11 protein-coding genes are annotated in these 15,487 nt (G+C 69.4%); 2 read left to right on the top strand and 9 right to left on the bottom strand.

The features are described 5' to 3' along the window. Nucleotides 1-25 precede the first annotated feature (25 nt). Nucleotides 26-1,009: a D-2-hydroxyacid dehydrogenase gene (locus tag V8Z80_RS09830; protein ID WP_336061884.1), complete on the bottom strand. Its 984-nt coding sequence runs from the start codon at nt 1,007-1,009 to the stop codon at nt 26-28. 157 nt (nt 1,010-1,166) lie between these two features. Between V8Z80_RS09830 and V8Z80_RS09825 the strand changes: the two genes are divergently transcribed. Further along, nucleotides 1,167-2,153, top strand: a complete 987-nt coding sequence (locus V8Z80_RS09825; protein WP_336061883.1) for a LysR family transcriptional regulator — start codon at nt 1,167-1,169, stop codon at nt 2,151-2,153. On the opposite strand, the gene V8Z80_RS09820 is transcribed toward V8Z80_RS09825, so the two are convergent. The 5 genes from V8Z80_RS09820 to V8Z80_RS09800 all read right to left on the bottom strand — a co-directional run bounded on the left by V8Z80_RS09820 (nt 2,140) and on the right by V8Z80_RS09800 (nt 10,993). Continuing rightward, complete coding sequence (locus tag V8Z80_RS09820; RefSeq protein WP_336061882.1) at nt 2,140-3,129, bottom strand: Bug family tripartite tricarboxylate transporter substrate binding protein; 990 nt, start codon at nt 3,127-3,129, stop codon at nt 2,140-2,142. The genes V8Z80_RS09825 and V8Z80_RS09820 overlap by 14 nt on opposite strands. 77 nt (nt 3,130-3,206) lie before the next feature. Next, nucleotides 3,207-4,838, bottom strand: coding sequence for a hydantoinase B/oxoprolinase family protein (locus V8Z80_RS09815; RefSeq protein ID WP_336061881.1), 1,632 nt, complete (start codon nt 4,836-4,838; stop codon nt 3,207-3,209). After that, nucleotides 4,835-6,958 (bottom strand): hydantoinase/oxoprolinase family protein, encoded by a 2,124-nt coding sequence (locus V8Z80_RS09810; protein WP_336061880.1) that lies wholly within the window; start codon nt 6,956-6,958, stop codon nt 4,835-4,837. The genes V8Z80_RS09815 and V8Z80_RS09810 overlap by 4 nt, the downstream gene beginning before the upstream one ends. Before the next feature lie 328 nt (nt 6,959-7,286). Beyond that, on the bottom strand, nt 7,287-8,876 hold the full coding sequence (locus V8Z80_RS09805; protein ID WP_336061879.1) for a hydantoinase B/oxoprolinase family protein: 1,590 nt from the start codon (nt 8,874-8,876) through the stop codon (nt 7,287-7,289). Next, nucleotides 8,873-10,993 carry a hydantoinase/oxoprolinase family protein gene (locus V8Z80_RS09800; protein ID WP_336061878.1) on the bottom strand — a complete coding sequence of 707 codons (2,121 nt, stop codon included), beginning with the start codon at nt 10,991-10,993 and terminating at the stop codon, nt 8,873-8,875. The genes V8Z80_RS09805 and V8Z80_RS09800 overlap by 4 nt, the downstream gene beginning before the upstream one ends. Nucleotides 10,994-11,143: 150 nt before the next feature. Between V8Z80_RS09800 and V8Z80_RS09795 the strand changes: the two genes are divergently transcribed. Next, a complete protein-coding gene (locus tag V8Z80_RS09795; RefSeq protein ID WP_336061877.1) occupies nt 11,144-12,127 on the top strand; it encodes a LysR family transcriptional regulator in 984 nt (327 codons plus the stop codon). Here V8Z80_RS09795 and V8Z80_RS09790 read toward each other — a convergent pair. The 3 genes from V8Z80_RS09790 to V8Z80_RS09780 all read right to left on the bottom strand — a co-directional run bounded on the left by V8Z80_RS09790 (nt 12,084) and on the right by V8Z80_RS09780 (nt 15,450). After that, nucleotides 12,084-13,250, bottom strand: coding sequence for an NADH:flavin oxidoreductase/NADH oxidase (locus V8Z80_RS09790; RefSeq protein ID WP_336061876.1), 1,167 nt, complete (start codon nt 13,248-13,250; stop codon nt 12,084-12,086). The genes V8Z80_RS09795 and V8Z80_RS09790 overlap by 44 nt on opposite strands. Continuing rightward, on the bottom strand, nt 13,247-14,236 hold the full coding sequence (locus V8Z80_RS09785) for a Bug family tripartite tricarboxylate transporter substrate binding protein (protein WP_336061875.1): 990 nt from the start codon (nt 14,234-14,236) through the stop codon (nt 13,247-13,249). The genes V8Z80_RS09790 and V8Z80_RS09785 overlap by 4 nt, the downstream gene beginning before the upstream one ends. A gap of 230 nt (nt 14,237-14,466) precedes the next feature. Beyond that, the gene (locus tag V8Z80_RS09780) at nt 14,467-15,450 is read right to left on the bottom strand and encodes a Bug family tripartite tricarboxylate transporter substrate binding protein (protein ID WP_442951961.1); all 984 of its coding nucleotides are present in this window, start codon (nt 15,448-15,450) and stop codon (nt 14,467-14,469) included. Between the last annotated feature and the right edge of the window lie 37 nt (nt 15,451-15,487).

Genomic DNA, 15,487 nt, shown 5'->3' with positions numbered 1-15,487 from the left:
TTGGAAGTGGGCGGGACCGGCGGCGTCAATCGCGCCACTGGCCCAGCAGGTCGAGGAAAATCCGCGCTACGCGTCTTTCGTTGCCGTCCGAATGTCCCGCCGAATGGGGCGTGACGATGACGTTGGGCATTTGCCAGAGGGCGCTGTCGCGGGGCAGCGGTTCGAATTCGAATACGTCCAGGTAGGCGCCCGAGAGCCGGCTCTCGCGCAGGGCCGCTTCCAGGCTGGCTTGCACGATCACTTCGCCGCGTGCCACGTTCACCAGGCGGGCCCCCGGCTTGATGGCCGCCAGCGTGGCCGGGCCGACCAGGCCGCGGGTCTGCTCGGTCAAAGGGCAGGCCAGCACCAGCCAGTCTGCCTGGGCGGCATGAATGTCCAATTCCGCATAGGCGATGGTGGACAGGTCCGGGCCGGCCCCCGGTTCGCGCTGGCGGCGTGCCACCGTCACCCGCAGGCCCAGCATGCGCAGATAGCCGGCGATACGCTGGCCGATGGGCCCCCAGCCCACCACGATGGCGTGTTGTCCGGCCAGGTCGGCCGGCAGGCCGCTGGCCACGAGCGAAACCCATTCGCGCCGGCGTTGCGCCTCGAGCAAAAGCGGAAAGTGGCGCGCCAGCGCCAGCACGCCGGCCAGCGCGGTTTGCGCCACCACCTCGGCGTTGGCGCCGGGCGAGGTGCTGACCTGCACACCGCGCTCGCGCAGTTCGGCGAAGATGGGCCGGTCGGCGCCGGCCGAATGCACGTGCACCCAGCGCAATGCAGGCGAGCGGCGCAGGCTGGCATAGAAGGCCTGCAACGGCTCCTGGACAACGTGCTTGGTGGACAGGCCGGTGACGTCGCGCGAGATGAAGCCGATGTCCACGTCGCCGGGCGCATCGTCCACGCGCGGGCTGGCGCGTACGATTTCATGGGGGCGCCGGCCCAGGGCGGCCGCGACCTGCGCGCCGAGATTATCGGCGCACTGGGAGGAAAGCAGGATGCGCAAAGGGCGCGTGACAGTTGCTTGCATGAAAGAGCGTTTTCCGTGCCGGTCGATCCGGGGGTGTGAAAAATTCTAGGCTGCGAATTTATTCATAACAAATAATTGATATTTGTTGATTGTTCGGTTCTGTCAATATATTCTTCGTGCGCCCGCCGTCCGCACATTCCGGCGGGCGGAGACCCGCATGATCCGCAACCTGTCGCTGCGCCACCTGCGCTGTTTTGTCGCCGTCGCCGAGGCGGGCTCCTTTACGGTCGCCGCCTCGCGCCTGTTCCTGACGCAGTCCTCGCTGACCGCCACCATCCAGCAGTTCGAGGAGGCGGTGGGCGTGCGGCTGTTCGACCGAACCACGCGGCGGGTGACCATGACTCGCGAGGCGCAGCGCTTCAAGGCCGAGGCCGAGCGCATCCTGAGCCAGTTCGACGGCGCCATCAGCGACCTGCAGGCCTTTTCCCAGGGTAGGCAGGGCCAGTTGCGCGTGGCCGCGCCGGTTTCGGTAATGGACCTGTTCCTGGCCGATGCCATCCATGCATTTCGCAAGCTCCATCCCAACGTGACGCTGGCCTTGCGCGACGCCGGTGCCCAGATGGTCGAGACCATGGTTTCCAACGGCCAGATCGATTTCGCCGTGACCAGCAGGCACAAGGGCCTGGAAGACCTCATCTATACCCCTCTGTTCGAGGACCGCTACGGCGTGGTCTGCGATGCCGCGCATCCGCTGGCCGGTCGCAGCGGCCCGCTGCCGTGGTCCGCGCTGGATCCGGCCGGCCACGTGTGCTTCAGCGCCGATACCGGCATCTATGCATACCTGCGCGAGCATTCGGGCCAGCCGGCCTTCTTCGAAGGCTCGCACGACGAGGTCTCCAGCACCAATTCGCTGCATGCCCTGCTGCGCCATGGCGACCGCTACGCCATCCTGCCGGCGCTGGTGGCGCATTCCGTGGGCTATTCGGGCTACGTCTTTCGCGAACTGAAGGGTCCGCGCCTGTCCCGCGAGGTCTGCCTGGTCACGCGCAAGCTGCGCGCCCTGTCCCCGAGCGCGGAAATGCTGCTGGCGCTGATCGGCGAAACCATGGCCAAGAAACCCCTGACCGGCGTGCGCGTCCTGCATGGCAAAATGCCCAGGCGGGGCCGCGCGGCGGCCGGCGCGGGCAAGCTCACTCGATCCTGATGTCGGCTTGCTCGATCACCTGCTTCCACTTGGCCGATTCCGAAGCCATCAATTCGCTCAGGCGGCTGGCGGGTCCGCCCACGATCTCGAAGCCCAGGCCTTGCAGCTTGGCGCGCGTCGGTGCATCTTGCAAGGCTTGGTTGAAGGCGTGGTTCAGCTTGGCCAGCACCGGCTCGGGCGTGCCGGCCGGCGCCAGAAAGCCGTACCAGCCGATCAGCTCGTAGCCGGGCACCCCCGATTCGGCTACGGTCGGCAGGTCGGGATAAGCCGGCAGGCGCTCGCGGGTGGTCACCGCCAGTGCGCGCAACTGGCCGTTCTGCACCAGCGGCATGGACTCGGGCAGGATGGCGAACATATAGGCGGTATGGCCGCCCACCAGGTCGGTCAGCGCGGGCGCACCGCCCTTGTACGGGATGTGCGCGGCCTGCGCCCCGGTCATGCGCTTGTACAGTTCGCCGCCCAGGTGCGAGGGCGTGCCATTGCCGGCCGAGGCGTAGTTGGTGGCCTGCCTGCCTTGCTTGAGCGCCTCGGTCAGCGATTGCAGCGTCTGGTGGGGCGAGTTCGCGTTCACGACCACGATGCTGGGCAGCATGGTGGCCAGCACGACCGGCGCGAAATCGCGCTGGGGGCTATAGGGCAGGTCGGCATACAGGCTTTCGTTCACCGACAGCGCGGTCGAGGTGCCCAGGAACAGCGTGTAGCCGTCGGGCGTGGATTTGGCGGCGTAGCTCGCGCCGATGTTGCCGCTGGCGCCTGCGCGGTTCTCGACCACGACCGGCTGGCCCAGCGTCTCGCCCACTTTCTGTCCCAGCGTGCGGGCCAGCACGTCGGTGGAGCCGCCGGCCGGGTAGGGCACGACGATCCGGATAGGCTTGTCGGGATAGCCGGCGGCGGCGTCGGCCGCCCAGGCCGGGGCGGCCAGCGCAAGGCTGGTCCAGGCTGCCGCGAACAACTGCGTTGCAATGGTCGTTCTCATGGTATTTCCCCTTTTATTGGTTGGTGAGAAAGAAAAGGCCCGCCCGGCCCCTGCGCCGGGCGTGGCGCACGGACGCTTTAGGCGGGCTGGGCGACGTAGCCTTGCCTGAAGTCTTCGTCGCAAAGCCGCGGGTCGCGGGCCTGCGCGGGCCCGTAGCCGCCGCCGCCGGGCGTGCGCAGGATCACTTCGTCGCCGGGCGCCAGCACCTGCGGCTTGCGGCTGTCCACCGGCTGGCCGTTGATCAGCACGGCGCCCAGCGCGCCGTCCCCGCCGCCGCCCAGGCCGGGCGCGCCCACTTTCAGGCGCTCGGTCAGGAAGACGATGGAAAGCGGGGTGTCGTGGCGGCTGGCAAAGCAGATCTCCTGACCCAGGCCGCCGCGCAAGGCGCCGCTGCCGCCCGAACCGGGGCGCAGGCGCTTGTACTTGAAGAACAGCGGCGCCTCGCGTTCGGCCACCTCCACCGGCGTGGCCGAGATGTTGCTGGGCCAGGACATCGCCGAGGCGCCGTCCTTGACCGACGTGGCGCCCATCCCGCCGTTGTAGAACAGCACCGTGGCGAAAGGCCGGCCGTCCTGGCGGGTGCCGCTCAGGTTGGCGATCCACAACGGCGAGCCCACGCCGGCCATCACGCGCTCGGGCAGCACGGCGTGCAGCGCCCCGAAGATGGCCACAGGCACGTAATGCCCGGTGCAGGCGCGCCCGCCCACCGGCGCGGGAAAGCGCGGGTTCAGGATGGAGCCTTCGGGCGCGGTCACGCGGATGGGGCGGAACAGGCCGTCGTTGTTGGCCAGATCGGGCAGCAGCAGGCACTTGATCGCATAGGCGGTCATGGCGCGCGTATAGGCCAGCACGCAGTTGATGCCGCGCGGCTGCTGCGGCGAGGTGCCGGTGAAATCGCATTCGATCTCGCCCGCGCCGATGCGCACCGTGACCGTATAGCAGAAGCGCTGCTCGAAGCCGTCGGTCTGCATGGTGTAGCGGTATTCGCCGCGGGGCAAGGCGGCGATGGCCTGGCGCATGGCCGCCTCGCTGCGGGCAAACAGCGCCTGGGCCAGTTCATCCACGCCCTGTAGGCCGTATTCGTCCAGGATGGCGCACAGGCGTGCGCTAATCAGTTCAACCGCGCCCACCTGCGACCAGACGTCGCCCACGCTTTGCTCGGGCGTGCGCACGTTGGTGCGCAGCAGCGTCAGCAGCGATTCGTCGGGCCGGCCTTCGTCCAGCAGGCGCATCAGCGGGATGTGGAAGCCCTCCTCGAACAGTTCGCGCGCGTCGACCGAGCGGATCTTGCCGCCGATGTCGGGCAGGTGGGCGGCCGTGGCGGCAAAGCCGACCAGGCGAGCGCCATGGAAGACCGGCTTGACCAGGCTCACGTCGTTCAGGTGCCCGGTGCCGATCCAGGGGTTGTTGGTGATGAAGACGTCGCCGTCGCGCATGTCCTGCACGCCGAAGCGTTCGATCGCCGCGCGCACCGTGGCCGGCAGGGTGCCGATGAACGAGGGGATGCTGCCGCTGTTTTCGGCTAGCGCGCGTCCCTGCGTATCGGTGAGCACCACCGCGAAATCGTTGGCCTCGGTCGAAAGCGTGGAAAAGGAAGTGCGCACGATCAGCTTGGCCGCCTCGTTGACGACCGAACGCACGCGGGTCCAGAACACTTCCAGGAAGATGGGGTCGTCCGCATTGCGGGTATTGCGTTGGCCGGTTTTCATGCCTGCTCCTGAAGCTTGATGACGAGATTGCCGCTGGCCCATTGCTCGACGTGCCCCTGCGGGCCGACCACCAGGGTCGAGCCTTCGTCCTCGATCAGCATCGGTCCGCTGGCTGAAAAGCCCGCCCGCAGCACGGTGCGGTCATAGACCGGCGTGTCCAGGTACTGCCCGGCTTCGTGGAAGTACACGGCACGGCGCGCCTTGACGGGGGCCTGGCCGCCCGCCCGCAGGCCGGCCAGCGCGATCGACTGGCGCGGCGACGCCAGGGCCGTCACACGCAGGTTCACCAGTTCGATGGGCACGTCCGGCGGCGTGCGGCCGAACTTCTCGCGGTAGCCGGCCTCGAAGGCGGCCAGCAGCGCGGCGCGCACGTGGTCGGCCGCCGGGGCGCCCGCGCCATCGTAGGGGCCCGCGGGCAGGTCCACCGTCAGGGTAAAGCCCTGGCCCGCATAGCGGCCGTCGGCCTGGCGCGCAAGCCGCACCGGCCCGAAGGCGGGGTCCAGCGGCGCCAGGCTGGCGCCGGCCTGGCCTTCCAGTTCGGCGAAGACCGCCTCCAGCCGTTGCAGCGCGTCGGTGGCCGGGCGCACGCTGACCGTGCGCGAGCGGTCGGCGCGCGCCGGCGCGACCAGCAGTCCGTAGGCCGAGGCCACGCCGGCGGCCGGCGGGCAGATGATGGTGTTCACGCCGATCTTGCGCGCCACGTAGTACGAATGCAGCGGGCCGCCGCCGCCCGTGCTCAGCAGCACGAAGTCGCACGGATCCCTGCCGCGTTCGGCCACGTGCACGCGCGCGGCGGCGGCCATGTTCTCGGCCACGATGTCGTGCATGCCCCAGGCCGCCTGGACGGGGTCACAGCCCAGTTCGCGCGCCAGCGCGCCGACCGCCTGGCGGGCCAGGTCCACGTCGATGGGCACGGTGCCGCCGGCGAAGTAGTCCGGGTTCAGATAGCCCAGCACCAGGTTGGCGTCGGTTACGGTCGCCTGCTCGCCGCCGCGCCCGTAGCAGGCCGGTCCGGGCTCGGAGCCGGCGCTTTGCGGGCCCACCTTGAGCAGTCCCAGCGCATCGCGGTGCGCCAGGCTGCCGCCGCCGGCGCCGATTTCTATCAGGTCGATGGTGGTGATGCGGATGGGCAGGCCGCTGCCCTCGGCAAAGCGCTTCTGGCGGGCGGCCTCGAAACCGAAGGCGATGGCCGGCTGGCCTTGCTCGACCAGGCACAGCTTGGCCGTGGTGCCGCCCATGTCGAAGGCCAGCAGGTTGGGCTGCTTGTCCTGCGCGCTATGGCGCGCGGCCGAGATCGCGCCGGCCGCCGGCCCGGATTCCAGCAGCTCGATGGGCGTTTGCTTGGCCTCGTCGATGTGTGCCAGTCCGCCGTTGGACAGCATCATGAGCAGGCCGCTGCGCAGGCCCAGCTCGGCCAGGCGCGCCTGCAGCCGGTCCAGGTAGCGGTTGGCCAGCGGCTTGATGTAGGCATTGGCCGCGGTGGTCGAGAGCCGCTCGAACTCGCGCACCACCGGCGCTACGTCCGAGGACAGGGTCAGGGCCAGCTGCGGATAGGCCTGCTGCACGATGCGCTGCACGGCCTGCTCGTGGGCGGGCGAGACGTAGGCGTGCAGCAGGCACACCGCCAGCGATTCGATGCCTTGCTCGACCAGCGCGCCCACGGCCTGCCTGACCTGTTCGGCGTCCACCGGCGCCAGTTCCTTGCCGGCGGCGTCCATGCGGGCGCCGATCTCGGCGCGCAGCCGCCGCTCGACCAGCGGGCGCGCCGCCTCGATGTTCAGGTCGTACAGGTCGTACTTGCGCTCATGGCCGATCTCGATGACGTCCTTGAATCCTTCGGTCACCAGCAGCCCCGTTCGGCTGCCGCGCCGCTCGATCAGCGCGTTGGTGAAAAGCGTGGTGGCGTGCACCACGCGCACCACCGCGCCCGGCTCGATGCCGCGCGCCTCGATGAGCCGCCGCACCCCGTCGGCCACGCCCTGCGCCGGGTCGCCGTGCGTGGTCAGGACCTTCAGGCTGTGCAGCGCGCCGGTCGCGTATTCCAGGGCGACCACATCGGTGAAGGTCCCACCGATGTCGATCCCTATGGCCCATGCATCCAATGCCATCTCCTTGTTCATGTGACGCCGTCATCATAGGAACCCGGATTTGGCATTTCCAATGAAAAATAAAGAACGATTATTCGCTATTAAAGATAAATAGGGTTCGGCGGAAAGCCACCCCCTTGTAAACCTCGGTCCAGCGGGGAGGCCGCGGAGCTGGCTTTGCCAGTCCGCCAGCGTCGCCCCCTTGAGGGGGAGGCGCGAAGCGCCTCGGGGGTGGGTTCTCCCCGCCGGTCCGCAGGCGTGCCCCCTTGAGGGGGATGAGCCCGGACACCGTACAGTCCTTGAGGACTGTACGGTGCCTGGCGAATCCGAGTGGCCTGCCAGCCGCGAGGTGGGACACGCGCTAGCGCTTCGGGGGTGGGCCACCCCACCCCCCGCCGCCGGCCGTCTCCATCAGGATCCGGTCGCCGGGGCGCAGCAGCCGCTGCTCGGTCGGATCGGCGGGGCTGCCGTTGATCAGCAGGCGTCCGCGCTGGCCGGGCTGCCCGCCCCTCAGGCCGGGCGGCGGATACTTCAGGCGCGTCATCAGGAACGACGCCGACACGGAAGTGGCCTGCGGCGTGATCTCGAACTCCAGCGAAATGCCGTCGCCGCCGCGGTGGTGGCCAGTGCCGCCGCTGCCGCGCCGGATTTCGCGGCGCAGGATGCGGATGGGCGCCAGCGCTTCCATCATTTCCACGGGCGTGTTGCCCAGGTTGGCGGGAAAGGACAGGGCCGAATAGCCGTCGCGCGCGGCGGTGGCGCCCTGCCCGCCGTTGACGAAGTTGACCACGTTGAAAGGCCGGCCCCGGTACTGGCCGAACATCGTGACCGAGGAATTGGCCGAGCCCGAGGCCCAGACCCGGTCGGGCAGCACGTCGGCCAGCGCCAGGAAAATGGCTGGGGCCAGCATGTGGCCGATGGCGCCGCGCCCGCCCGAGGCCGCCGGATAGGTGGGGTTCAGGATGGAGCCGAGCGGCGCGTGCGTGGTGATGGGCAGGAAGCCGCCCTCGTTGTTGGGCACGTCCGGGCACAGCAGCGCCTTGATCGGGAAGGCCGAATAGGCGAAGGCGTAGATGGGCACCACGTTCACGGCGCGCGGTTGCTGGGGGCTGGAGCCGGCGTAGTCGATGTCTATGCGCTCACCCTGTACCGCCAGCCGGCAGCGGATCCGTATCGGCTCCTCGAAACCATCGTGCAGCACCTCGGACTCGTAGCTGCCGTCGGGCAGGGCGGCGATGGCCTGGCGCATGGCGCTTTCCGAGCGCTGGCGTATCTCGGCGCCCAGGGCCTGCAGGTCGGTGGTCTCGAGCAGCGGCAGCAGGCGCTCCTGCATCATGCGGCAGGCGCTGACCTGCGCCCAGATGTCGCCCATGCCCTGCTCGGGCACGCGGATGTTCTGGCGGATCAGGTCCACCAGCGTCTGGTTGACCTCGCCGCCATCGAGCAGCTTGAGCATGGGAATCTGCAGGCCTTCCTCGTAGATCTCGCGGTTGGCGTTACTGCGCAGCCGCCCGCCGATGTCGGGCAGGTGCGAGGTGACCGCGGCGAAAGCCGCCACCTTGCCTTCGTGGAAGATGGGCATGACGGTGTTGACATCGTGGATGTGGCCGGTGCCCATCCACGGGTCGTTGGTCACCAGGACATCGCCCGGCTTCAGGCTGTCGGCCGGATACTTGCGCAGGAAGTGCTTGACGGTGGCGGGCAGGCTGCCGATGAACGAAGGGATGCTCATGGTCGACTGCGCCAGCGAACGGCCCTGCGCGTCGGTCAGCACCACGGCGAAATCGTTGGCGTCGCGCACCAGCGTCGAGAAGCAGGTGCGCACGAAGGTGGTGGAGGCTTCGTCGACGATGCTGATGAGCCGCTTCCAGAGGATTTCCAGCTCGATCGGGTCGAAACGGTCGCGGCGCGCCGCCCGGGCGCTCGCGTGAGGGACGGCGGCATGCATCATTCGAACTCCTTGATTTCGACGGAGACCGTCAGGTCGGCAAGCACCTGCACGTCCGCGCGAACCGGGACGACCAGGGTGGATTCGCGCTCTTCCAGCACCAGCGGCCCTTGCAGCCGGGTGCCGGGTGGCAGCGCGTAGCGTTCGTAGACGTCCACGGTGCCGAAGGCCTGGCGCAGCGGCAGGTAGATGTCGCGGCGTGCCTTGGGCTCGGCGGCCGCGCCTTGTCGCCCGCTCCAGCGGAAGCTGCGCACGCTGTCGCGCGAGCGGCCGGTCAGGCGCCAGGTCAGGGCCTGCACGCGCGCGCCGGGCACCAGGCGGCCGTACAGCTCGCGGTAGCGCGATTCGAATGCGCCGCGCACGGCCGCGTCCGCGTCCTCGCCGAAAACCTGCCAGGGCAGGGCCACGGACACGCTGTCGCCCTGGCCGTCATAGCGCATTTCCACCCCGATGTTCCATTCGAGCGCCTGCTCGTCGGCGCCGGCCGAACGCAGTTCGCCGGCGATCTGCCCGTGCAGCGCGGCCAGCCGTTCGTTGACCTCCTGCCAGCGTATCTCCTCGAGCAGCGCAGGCTGAGACCAGGCGCGGTCCGCACGCGCAGGCGCGGCCAGCATGCCCAGGCAGGAGCCGGCGCCGGCCGCGATCGAAGCCAGCAGGCGCGGGATGCGCAGCTTGCGCGCCACCTCGACGGCGTGCACGGGGCCGGCCCCGCCGGTGGCCACGAAGGTGAAGCCGCGCGGATCGTGGCCTTTCTCGGCGATGTGGATGCGGGCCGCGCTGGCCATGTTCTCGTTGACCATGTCATGGATGCCCCAGGCCACCTGCATGGGCGCCATGTCCAGCGCGCTGGCCAGGCGCTGCACGCCGGCCAGCGCCAGGTCCTTGCGCAGGCGCATTTCGCCGCCCAGGAAGTTGTCGGCGTTCAGGTAGCCCAGCAGCAGGTCGGCATCGGTCACGCTGACTTCGGTGCCGCCCAGGCCGTAGCAGGCCGGCCCGGGCACCGAACCGGCCGACTCGGGCCCGACGTTGAGCAGGCCCATCCGGTTGACGTGGGCCAGCGAGCCGCCGCCGGCGCCGATCTCGATCAGGTCGATGCTGGGAATCAGGATGGGCAGGCCCGAGCCGCGCTTGAAGCGGTGCACCCGGGCGCATTCGAAGCTGTGGGCCACCGGCGGCTCGTCGCCCGCCAGTACGCAGGCCTTGGCCGTGGTGCCGCCCATGTCGAAGGCCAGCACCTTGCGTACGCCATGGTTGCGGGCGGTGTTCAGTGCCGACAGCACGCCGGCCGCGGGTCCGGATTCGAGCAGGAAGATCGGCGTCTGCGCGGCCGCAGGGGCGGAAGTGAATCCGCCGCTCGAGACCATGATGCGCAGCGGTGTGTCCGGCTGCACGGCGGCGATCCGGCTTTCGAGCTGGCGCAGGTAGTCCGCCACGATGGGCTTGACGTAGGCGTTGGCCGCCACCGTGGAGGTTCTTTCGAATTCCTTGACCTCGCGGGCCAGTTCAGAGGACAGCGAGACCTCGACCTGCGGCAGCGCGGCGCGCAGGGTCTCGCCCACCAGCTTCTCGTGGCTGTCGTTCAGGTAGGCGTGCAGCAGGCAGACCGCCACCGACCGCACCCGCAGCGCCTTGACGCGTTCGGCCAACTGTTCGAGCGCCTGGCGCTCGGGCGCGGCCAGCACCTGACCAGCCGCGTCCAGGCGTTCGTCCAGCTCGACGCGCTGAGCAGGCGGGATCAGCGGTTCGGGCAGGGCCAGTTCCAGGTCGTACAAGTCATAGCGCCATTCGCGGCCGATGTCCAGGGCGTCGCGCATGCCGGCCGTGGTCACCAGCGCGGTGGGCACGCCCTTGCGCTCGATCAGCGTGTTGGTGACCAGCGTGGTGCCGTGCACGACTTCGGACAGGCCCGGCGCCGGGCCGGCCTGCGCCACCTGGCGCAGCAGGTCGCGGGTGACTTCGGAGACCGCCATGCCGGGGTCCTCGGGCGTGGTCAGGGTCTTGCCGACCCAGATCAGGCCGTCGGATTCGCGGATGGCAACGCCGTCGGTAAAGGTGCCGCCGATGTCGACGGCGATGCGCAGGGCATCGCGGACGGCGGGCAAGTCGCTGGGAGCGTTCACGTCAAAAGCCTCGATTGAAAAAACGGAGCAGGTGCCGCCATGATAGGAATTCGGATTGACAGCTACCAATGAAAAATAACTGTTGATTAATTAATCATGCCTATATATTCTTGGGCTGTTTCCGCCGTTCCACAGGATCGCGATACGTCCATGGCTTCCCTGATCGCCTTGCGCCACCTGCGCAGCTTCGTCGCCGTCGCCGATACCGGTTCGTTCACGCGTGCGGCCGAGCGCCTGTTCCTGACCCAGTCCTCGCTCAGCGCCACCATCCACCAGTTGGAGGAGGACGTCGGCGTCAAGCTGTTCGAGCGCACCACGCGCAGCGTCACGCTCACGCCCGCGGCCCGCCACCTGCATCGGCAGGCCGCCGGCGTGCTGGCGCAGTTCGACGCCATCGTCAGCGACCTGAAGTCGCTGGCCCTGCAGGCGCAGGGACACCTGCGCATCGCCGCGGCGCCCTCGGTGCTGGCCTGGCTGGTGGTGCCGGCGCTGCCGCGTTTCCAGGCCGACTGTCCGGCCGTAACGCTGTCGGTGCGCGAGGGCGGGGCGGCCGAGATCGAGCGGCGCGTGCGCGACGGCGAGGTCGATTTTGGCCTGACCAGCCGCCTGTCCGACTACGACGGCCTGGACTACACGCCCCTGCTTCAGGACCGCTACGGCGTGGTGTGCAGTCCGGACCATCCCCTGGCGCAGCAGGTCGGCGAGCTCGGCTGGAGCGAGGTTTCCGCCTACAAGCGCGACCTCGTCGGGCTGGCCTCGGATACCCAGGTCGGCAGCGTGCACCGCAGCACGCTGCAGCGCTTCGACCTGGCCGAATACCGCGAGGAAGTCTCCAGTTCGCCCTCGCTCTATCCCATGCTCGAACTGGGCGGCAGGCTGTGCATTCTGCCGGCCCTGACCGCCAGCACCCACCAACTGGAGACCTTGCCTTTTCGGCCGCTGGGCACGCCTGTCCTGTATCGTGAGCTGTTCCTGGTCACCCGCAACATCCGCTCGCTCTCGGGTACGGCGCAGGCACTGCTCGATGCGCTGATGGGCGTGCTGGCCACGCGCCGGCTGCCGCAGGGCGTGCAGCCGGCGCAGGCCGCTTTCAGCCAGCATCGGACAGCGCCCGGATCTGCTCCCGGCGCTTGAGCCACCAAGCGTAGTCGGACGGCAGCAGATCCAGGTAGTCGGGTGCGCCCAGTTCGCGCGCGGCCCGAACGGGCCAGCGCGGGTCCAGCATCAGCTCGCGCGCCAGCGCGATCAGGTCGGCGTCGCCCCGGCGCAGTATGGCTTCGGCCTGGGCCGGCTCGGTGATCAGCCCGACCGCGCAGGCGGCCATGCCGGCCTCGCGCCTGACCCGGGCGGCATAGGGTACCTGGTAGCCCGGCGTGCGCGGCACCACCGCCATGTTCAGCGGTCCGTTGATCCCGCCCGATGAGCAGGTCACCACGTCCACGCCGCGCTCGCGCAGGGCCTGCGCCAGCGCCACCGTATCGTCCATGTTCCAGGCGCCGCCCTCGCCGTCGACCGCGGAGACGCGGAAGAACACCGGCAGCCCGGCCGGCCACTCGGCCCGCACCGCCTCTGCGATCTCCAGCGCCAGGCGCATGCGGCCCTGCAGGTCGCCGCCCCAGGCATCCTGGCGCAGGTTCGACAGCGGCGAAAGAAACTGGTGGATCAGGTAACCGTGGGCGCCGTGGATTTCGCAGACCTGAAAGCCCGCATCGAGGCTGCGGCGCGCGGCCAGCCTCCACAGCGCGATCATTTCGCGGATCTGCCCGGCGTCCATCGCCCGCGGGGCCAGCGCGCCGGGCTTGGCGGGCATCTCGCTGGCCGAGACGCCGCGCCAGGGCGGCATGCCCGCCTGGGCGTCCTGTTCGGTCAGCGGCCGGAATTGCGTCCACGGCGGCCCGCAGGATGCCTTGCGCCCGGCATGGCCCAGCTGGATGCCCGGCACCGCGCCCTGGCTGCGGATGAAGTCGGTGATGCGCCGGTAGGCGGCCACGTGCGCGTCGCCATAGATGCCGGCGCAGCCATAGGTCTTGCGGCCTTCGGCCGCCACCGCGGTTTCCTCGGTGAACACCAGGGCTGCGCCGCCCAGCGCGAACTGGCCCAGGTGCACCAGGTGCCAGTCGCCGGGCAGCCCGTCCTGCGAGGCGTACTGGCACATGGGCGAGACCACGATGCGGTTGCGCAGCGTCAGGTCGCGGATGCGCAGCGGGGACAGCAGCAGGGACGCGCTGCCGGTTTCGGCGGGGGTGGCGGGATTCATTGGGTCAGGGTGATCTTGCGTTCGGTGATCAGTTCGCCCCACTTGGCGTTCTCGGCGCGGGCATGCTCGACATAGGCCTGCGCGTCGCCGGGCGTCAGTTCATAGCCCATCGCGCCCAGCCGATCGATCACGGCCGGGTCGGTCAGGGCCGTGTTCAGCGCAGCGTTCACGCGCGAGACGACGGGCGCGGGCACGCCCGCGGGTACCAGCAGGCTGAAGGTCGTCAGCGAACTGAAATCCCGGGCGCCGGCCTCGGCCAGCGTCGGCACGTCGGGCAGCGTGGGCGCGCGGTTGGTGCCGCTGGTGCCCAGGGCGCGCAGCTTGCCGCCCTTGATCAAGGGTTCGGCCAGGCTGATGTCCACGAAGCCGATGTCCACCTGCTTGCCCATGATGGCCTGCAGGGCCGGCGCGCCGCCCTTGTAGGGCACGTGCAGCATGTCGAAGTCCAGCCTGGCCATCAGCAGTTCGGTGGCCAGGTGGCTGGAGCCGCCCACGCCGGAGGAGGCGTAGGTCACTTCGCCGGGCTGGCGCCGGGCCCGTTCGAGCAGCGTGTCCAGCGATTGCAGCGGCGAGTCGGCGGTCACGCACAGCACTTGCTGGTTCACGCCGATCATGCCGACCGAGGCGAAGTCGCGCAAGACGTCGTAGTTCAGGTCAGGGTAGAAATGCGGCGCGATGGCGAAGGTGCTGTTGGTGCCCAGCAGCAGGGTATAGCCGTCGGCCGGGGCGCGCGCCACCTGCGAAAAACCGATAGTGCCGGTGGCGCCGGGACGGTTCTCCACCACGATGGCCTGGCCCAGCTCGCGGCCCATGCGCTCGGCCAGCAGCCGTCCCAGCATGTCGGTGGACCCGCCCACGGCCCAGGGCACGATCAGGCGCAGCGGCCGTTCCGGGTAGGCGTCCTGCGCGGCCGCGGGGCCGGTGGCGGCCAGCATGCAGGCTGCGCCCAGCGCGCCCGCCATGGCCTTTGCGATCCATGTCTTCATTGCGATTCCCCTTGTGCTTGTGACGACTGCGGCTCTGTGCCGCTATGTCCATCACTATGGGCGATGCCCGGGAGGAACCACAAATGAAAAACATCGATGCCTTGATAGGCGGCATTGAACAATGCCGCGCAGGCGCCGGCCATGCACCGCGCGGTGCGCCTCGGTGGGGCGCGGCGCACCGCCTTTGTGCGGCGGTGGGTTCAGGGCGGGACAGGGCCGGTAGGAACCGGCTAAGGGGCAGCCAGCTTGCGCGCCTCGATGATCTGGGCCCATTTGTCCGATTCCTTGTGCATGAAATCGGCGAATTCGGCGCGGGTGCTCGGCTGGGGCGTCAGGCCATGCTGTTCCAGGCTCCGGCGCACCGCGGGGTCGTTCAGCACCTTGACCAGTTCCTCGTTCATGCGCTCGAGCACCGCTTCGGGCGTCTTGCCCGGCGCCACGAAGGCATACCAGTTCAGGGCCTCGAAACCCGGGTAGCCCGATTCGGCCACGGTGGGAATCTCCGGCAGGTAGGCCGGCCGCTGCAGGCCGGTGGTCGCCAGCGCCACCAGCCTGCCGGTCTTGACGTGCGGCATGGCGGTAGGCGGCGCCGCGAAATACGAGGACACGCGATCGCCCAGCAGGTCCTGCATGGCCGGCGCGCCGCCCTTGTAGGGAATGTGGACCATCTCGATGCCGGCCTGCTGGTTGAACAGCTCGCCGGCCAGGTGCGAGGCCGAGCCCGCGCCGGTCGAGGCAAAATCGACGGAGCCGGGCTTGTCCTTGTCGCGCTGCACCAGTTCGGCCAGCGTCTTGACGCCCAGGCTGGCCGGCACGACCAGCACGTTGGGAAAATGCACGCCGCCCGAGACCGGCGCCAGGTCGGTGAAGGGGTCGTAGGGCAGCTTCATCAGGTGCGGCGCGATGGTCAGCGGCCCGATCGAGCCGAACAGCAGCACCGAGCCGTCGGCCGGTGCGCCGGCCACGTACTGGTGGGCGATGTTGCCGCCGGCCCCGGCGCGGTTCTCGACCACGACCGATTGGCCGATGTTCTCGCCCAGCTGCTTGGCGATCAGCCGCGCCGCCGCATCGGCCGCCCCGCCGGGCGCGAAGCCCACCACCAGCGTGACGGGCTTGGAGGGGGGGAAGTCCTGGGCCTGGCTGGCCGCCATCGGCAGCAGGCCCTGGATGGCGATGGCGGCCGCAGCCAGCCACCGTGTTCTTTGCTTTGCCATGCCGGTGTCTCCTCGGGTTGTTTTTTTGGGGGGCCGG

It is taken from the genome of Orrella sp. JC864, assembly GCF_037026685.1.
Lineage (GTDB): Bacteria > Pseudomonadota > Gammaproteobacteria > Burkholderiales > Burkholderiaceae_B > Orrella.
This window is presented reverse-complemented; position numbering and strand designations above follow the sequence as displayed.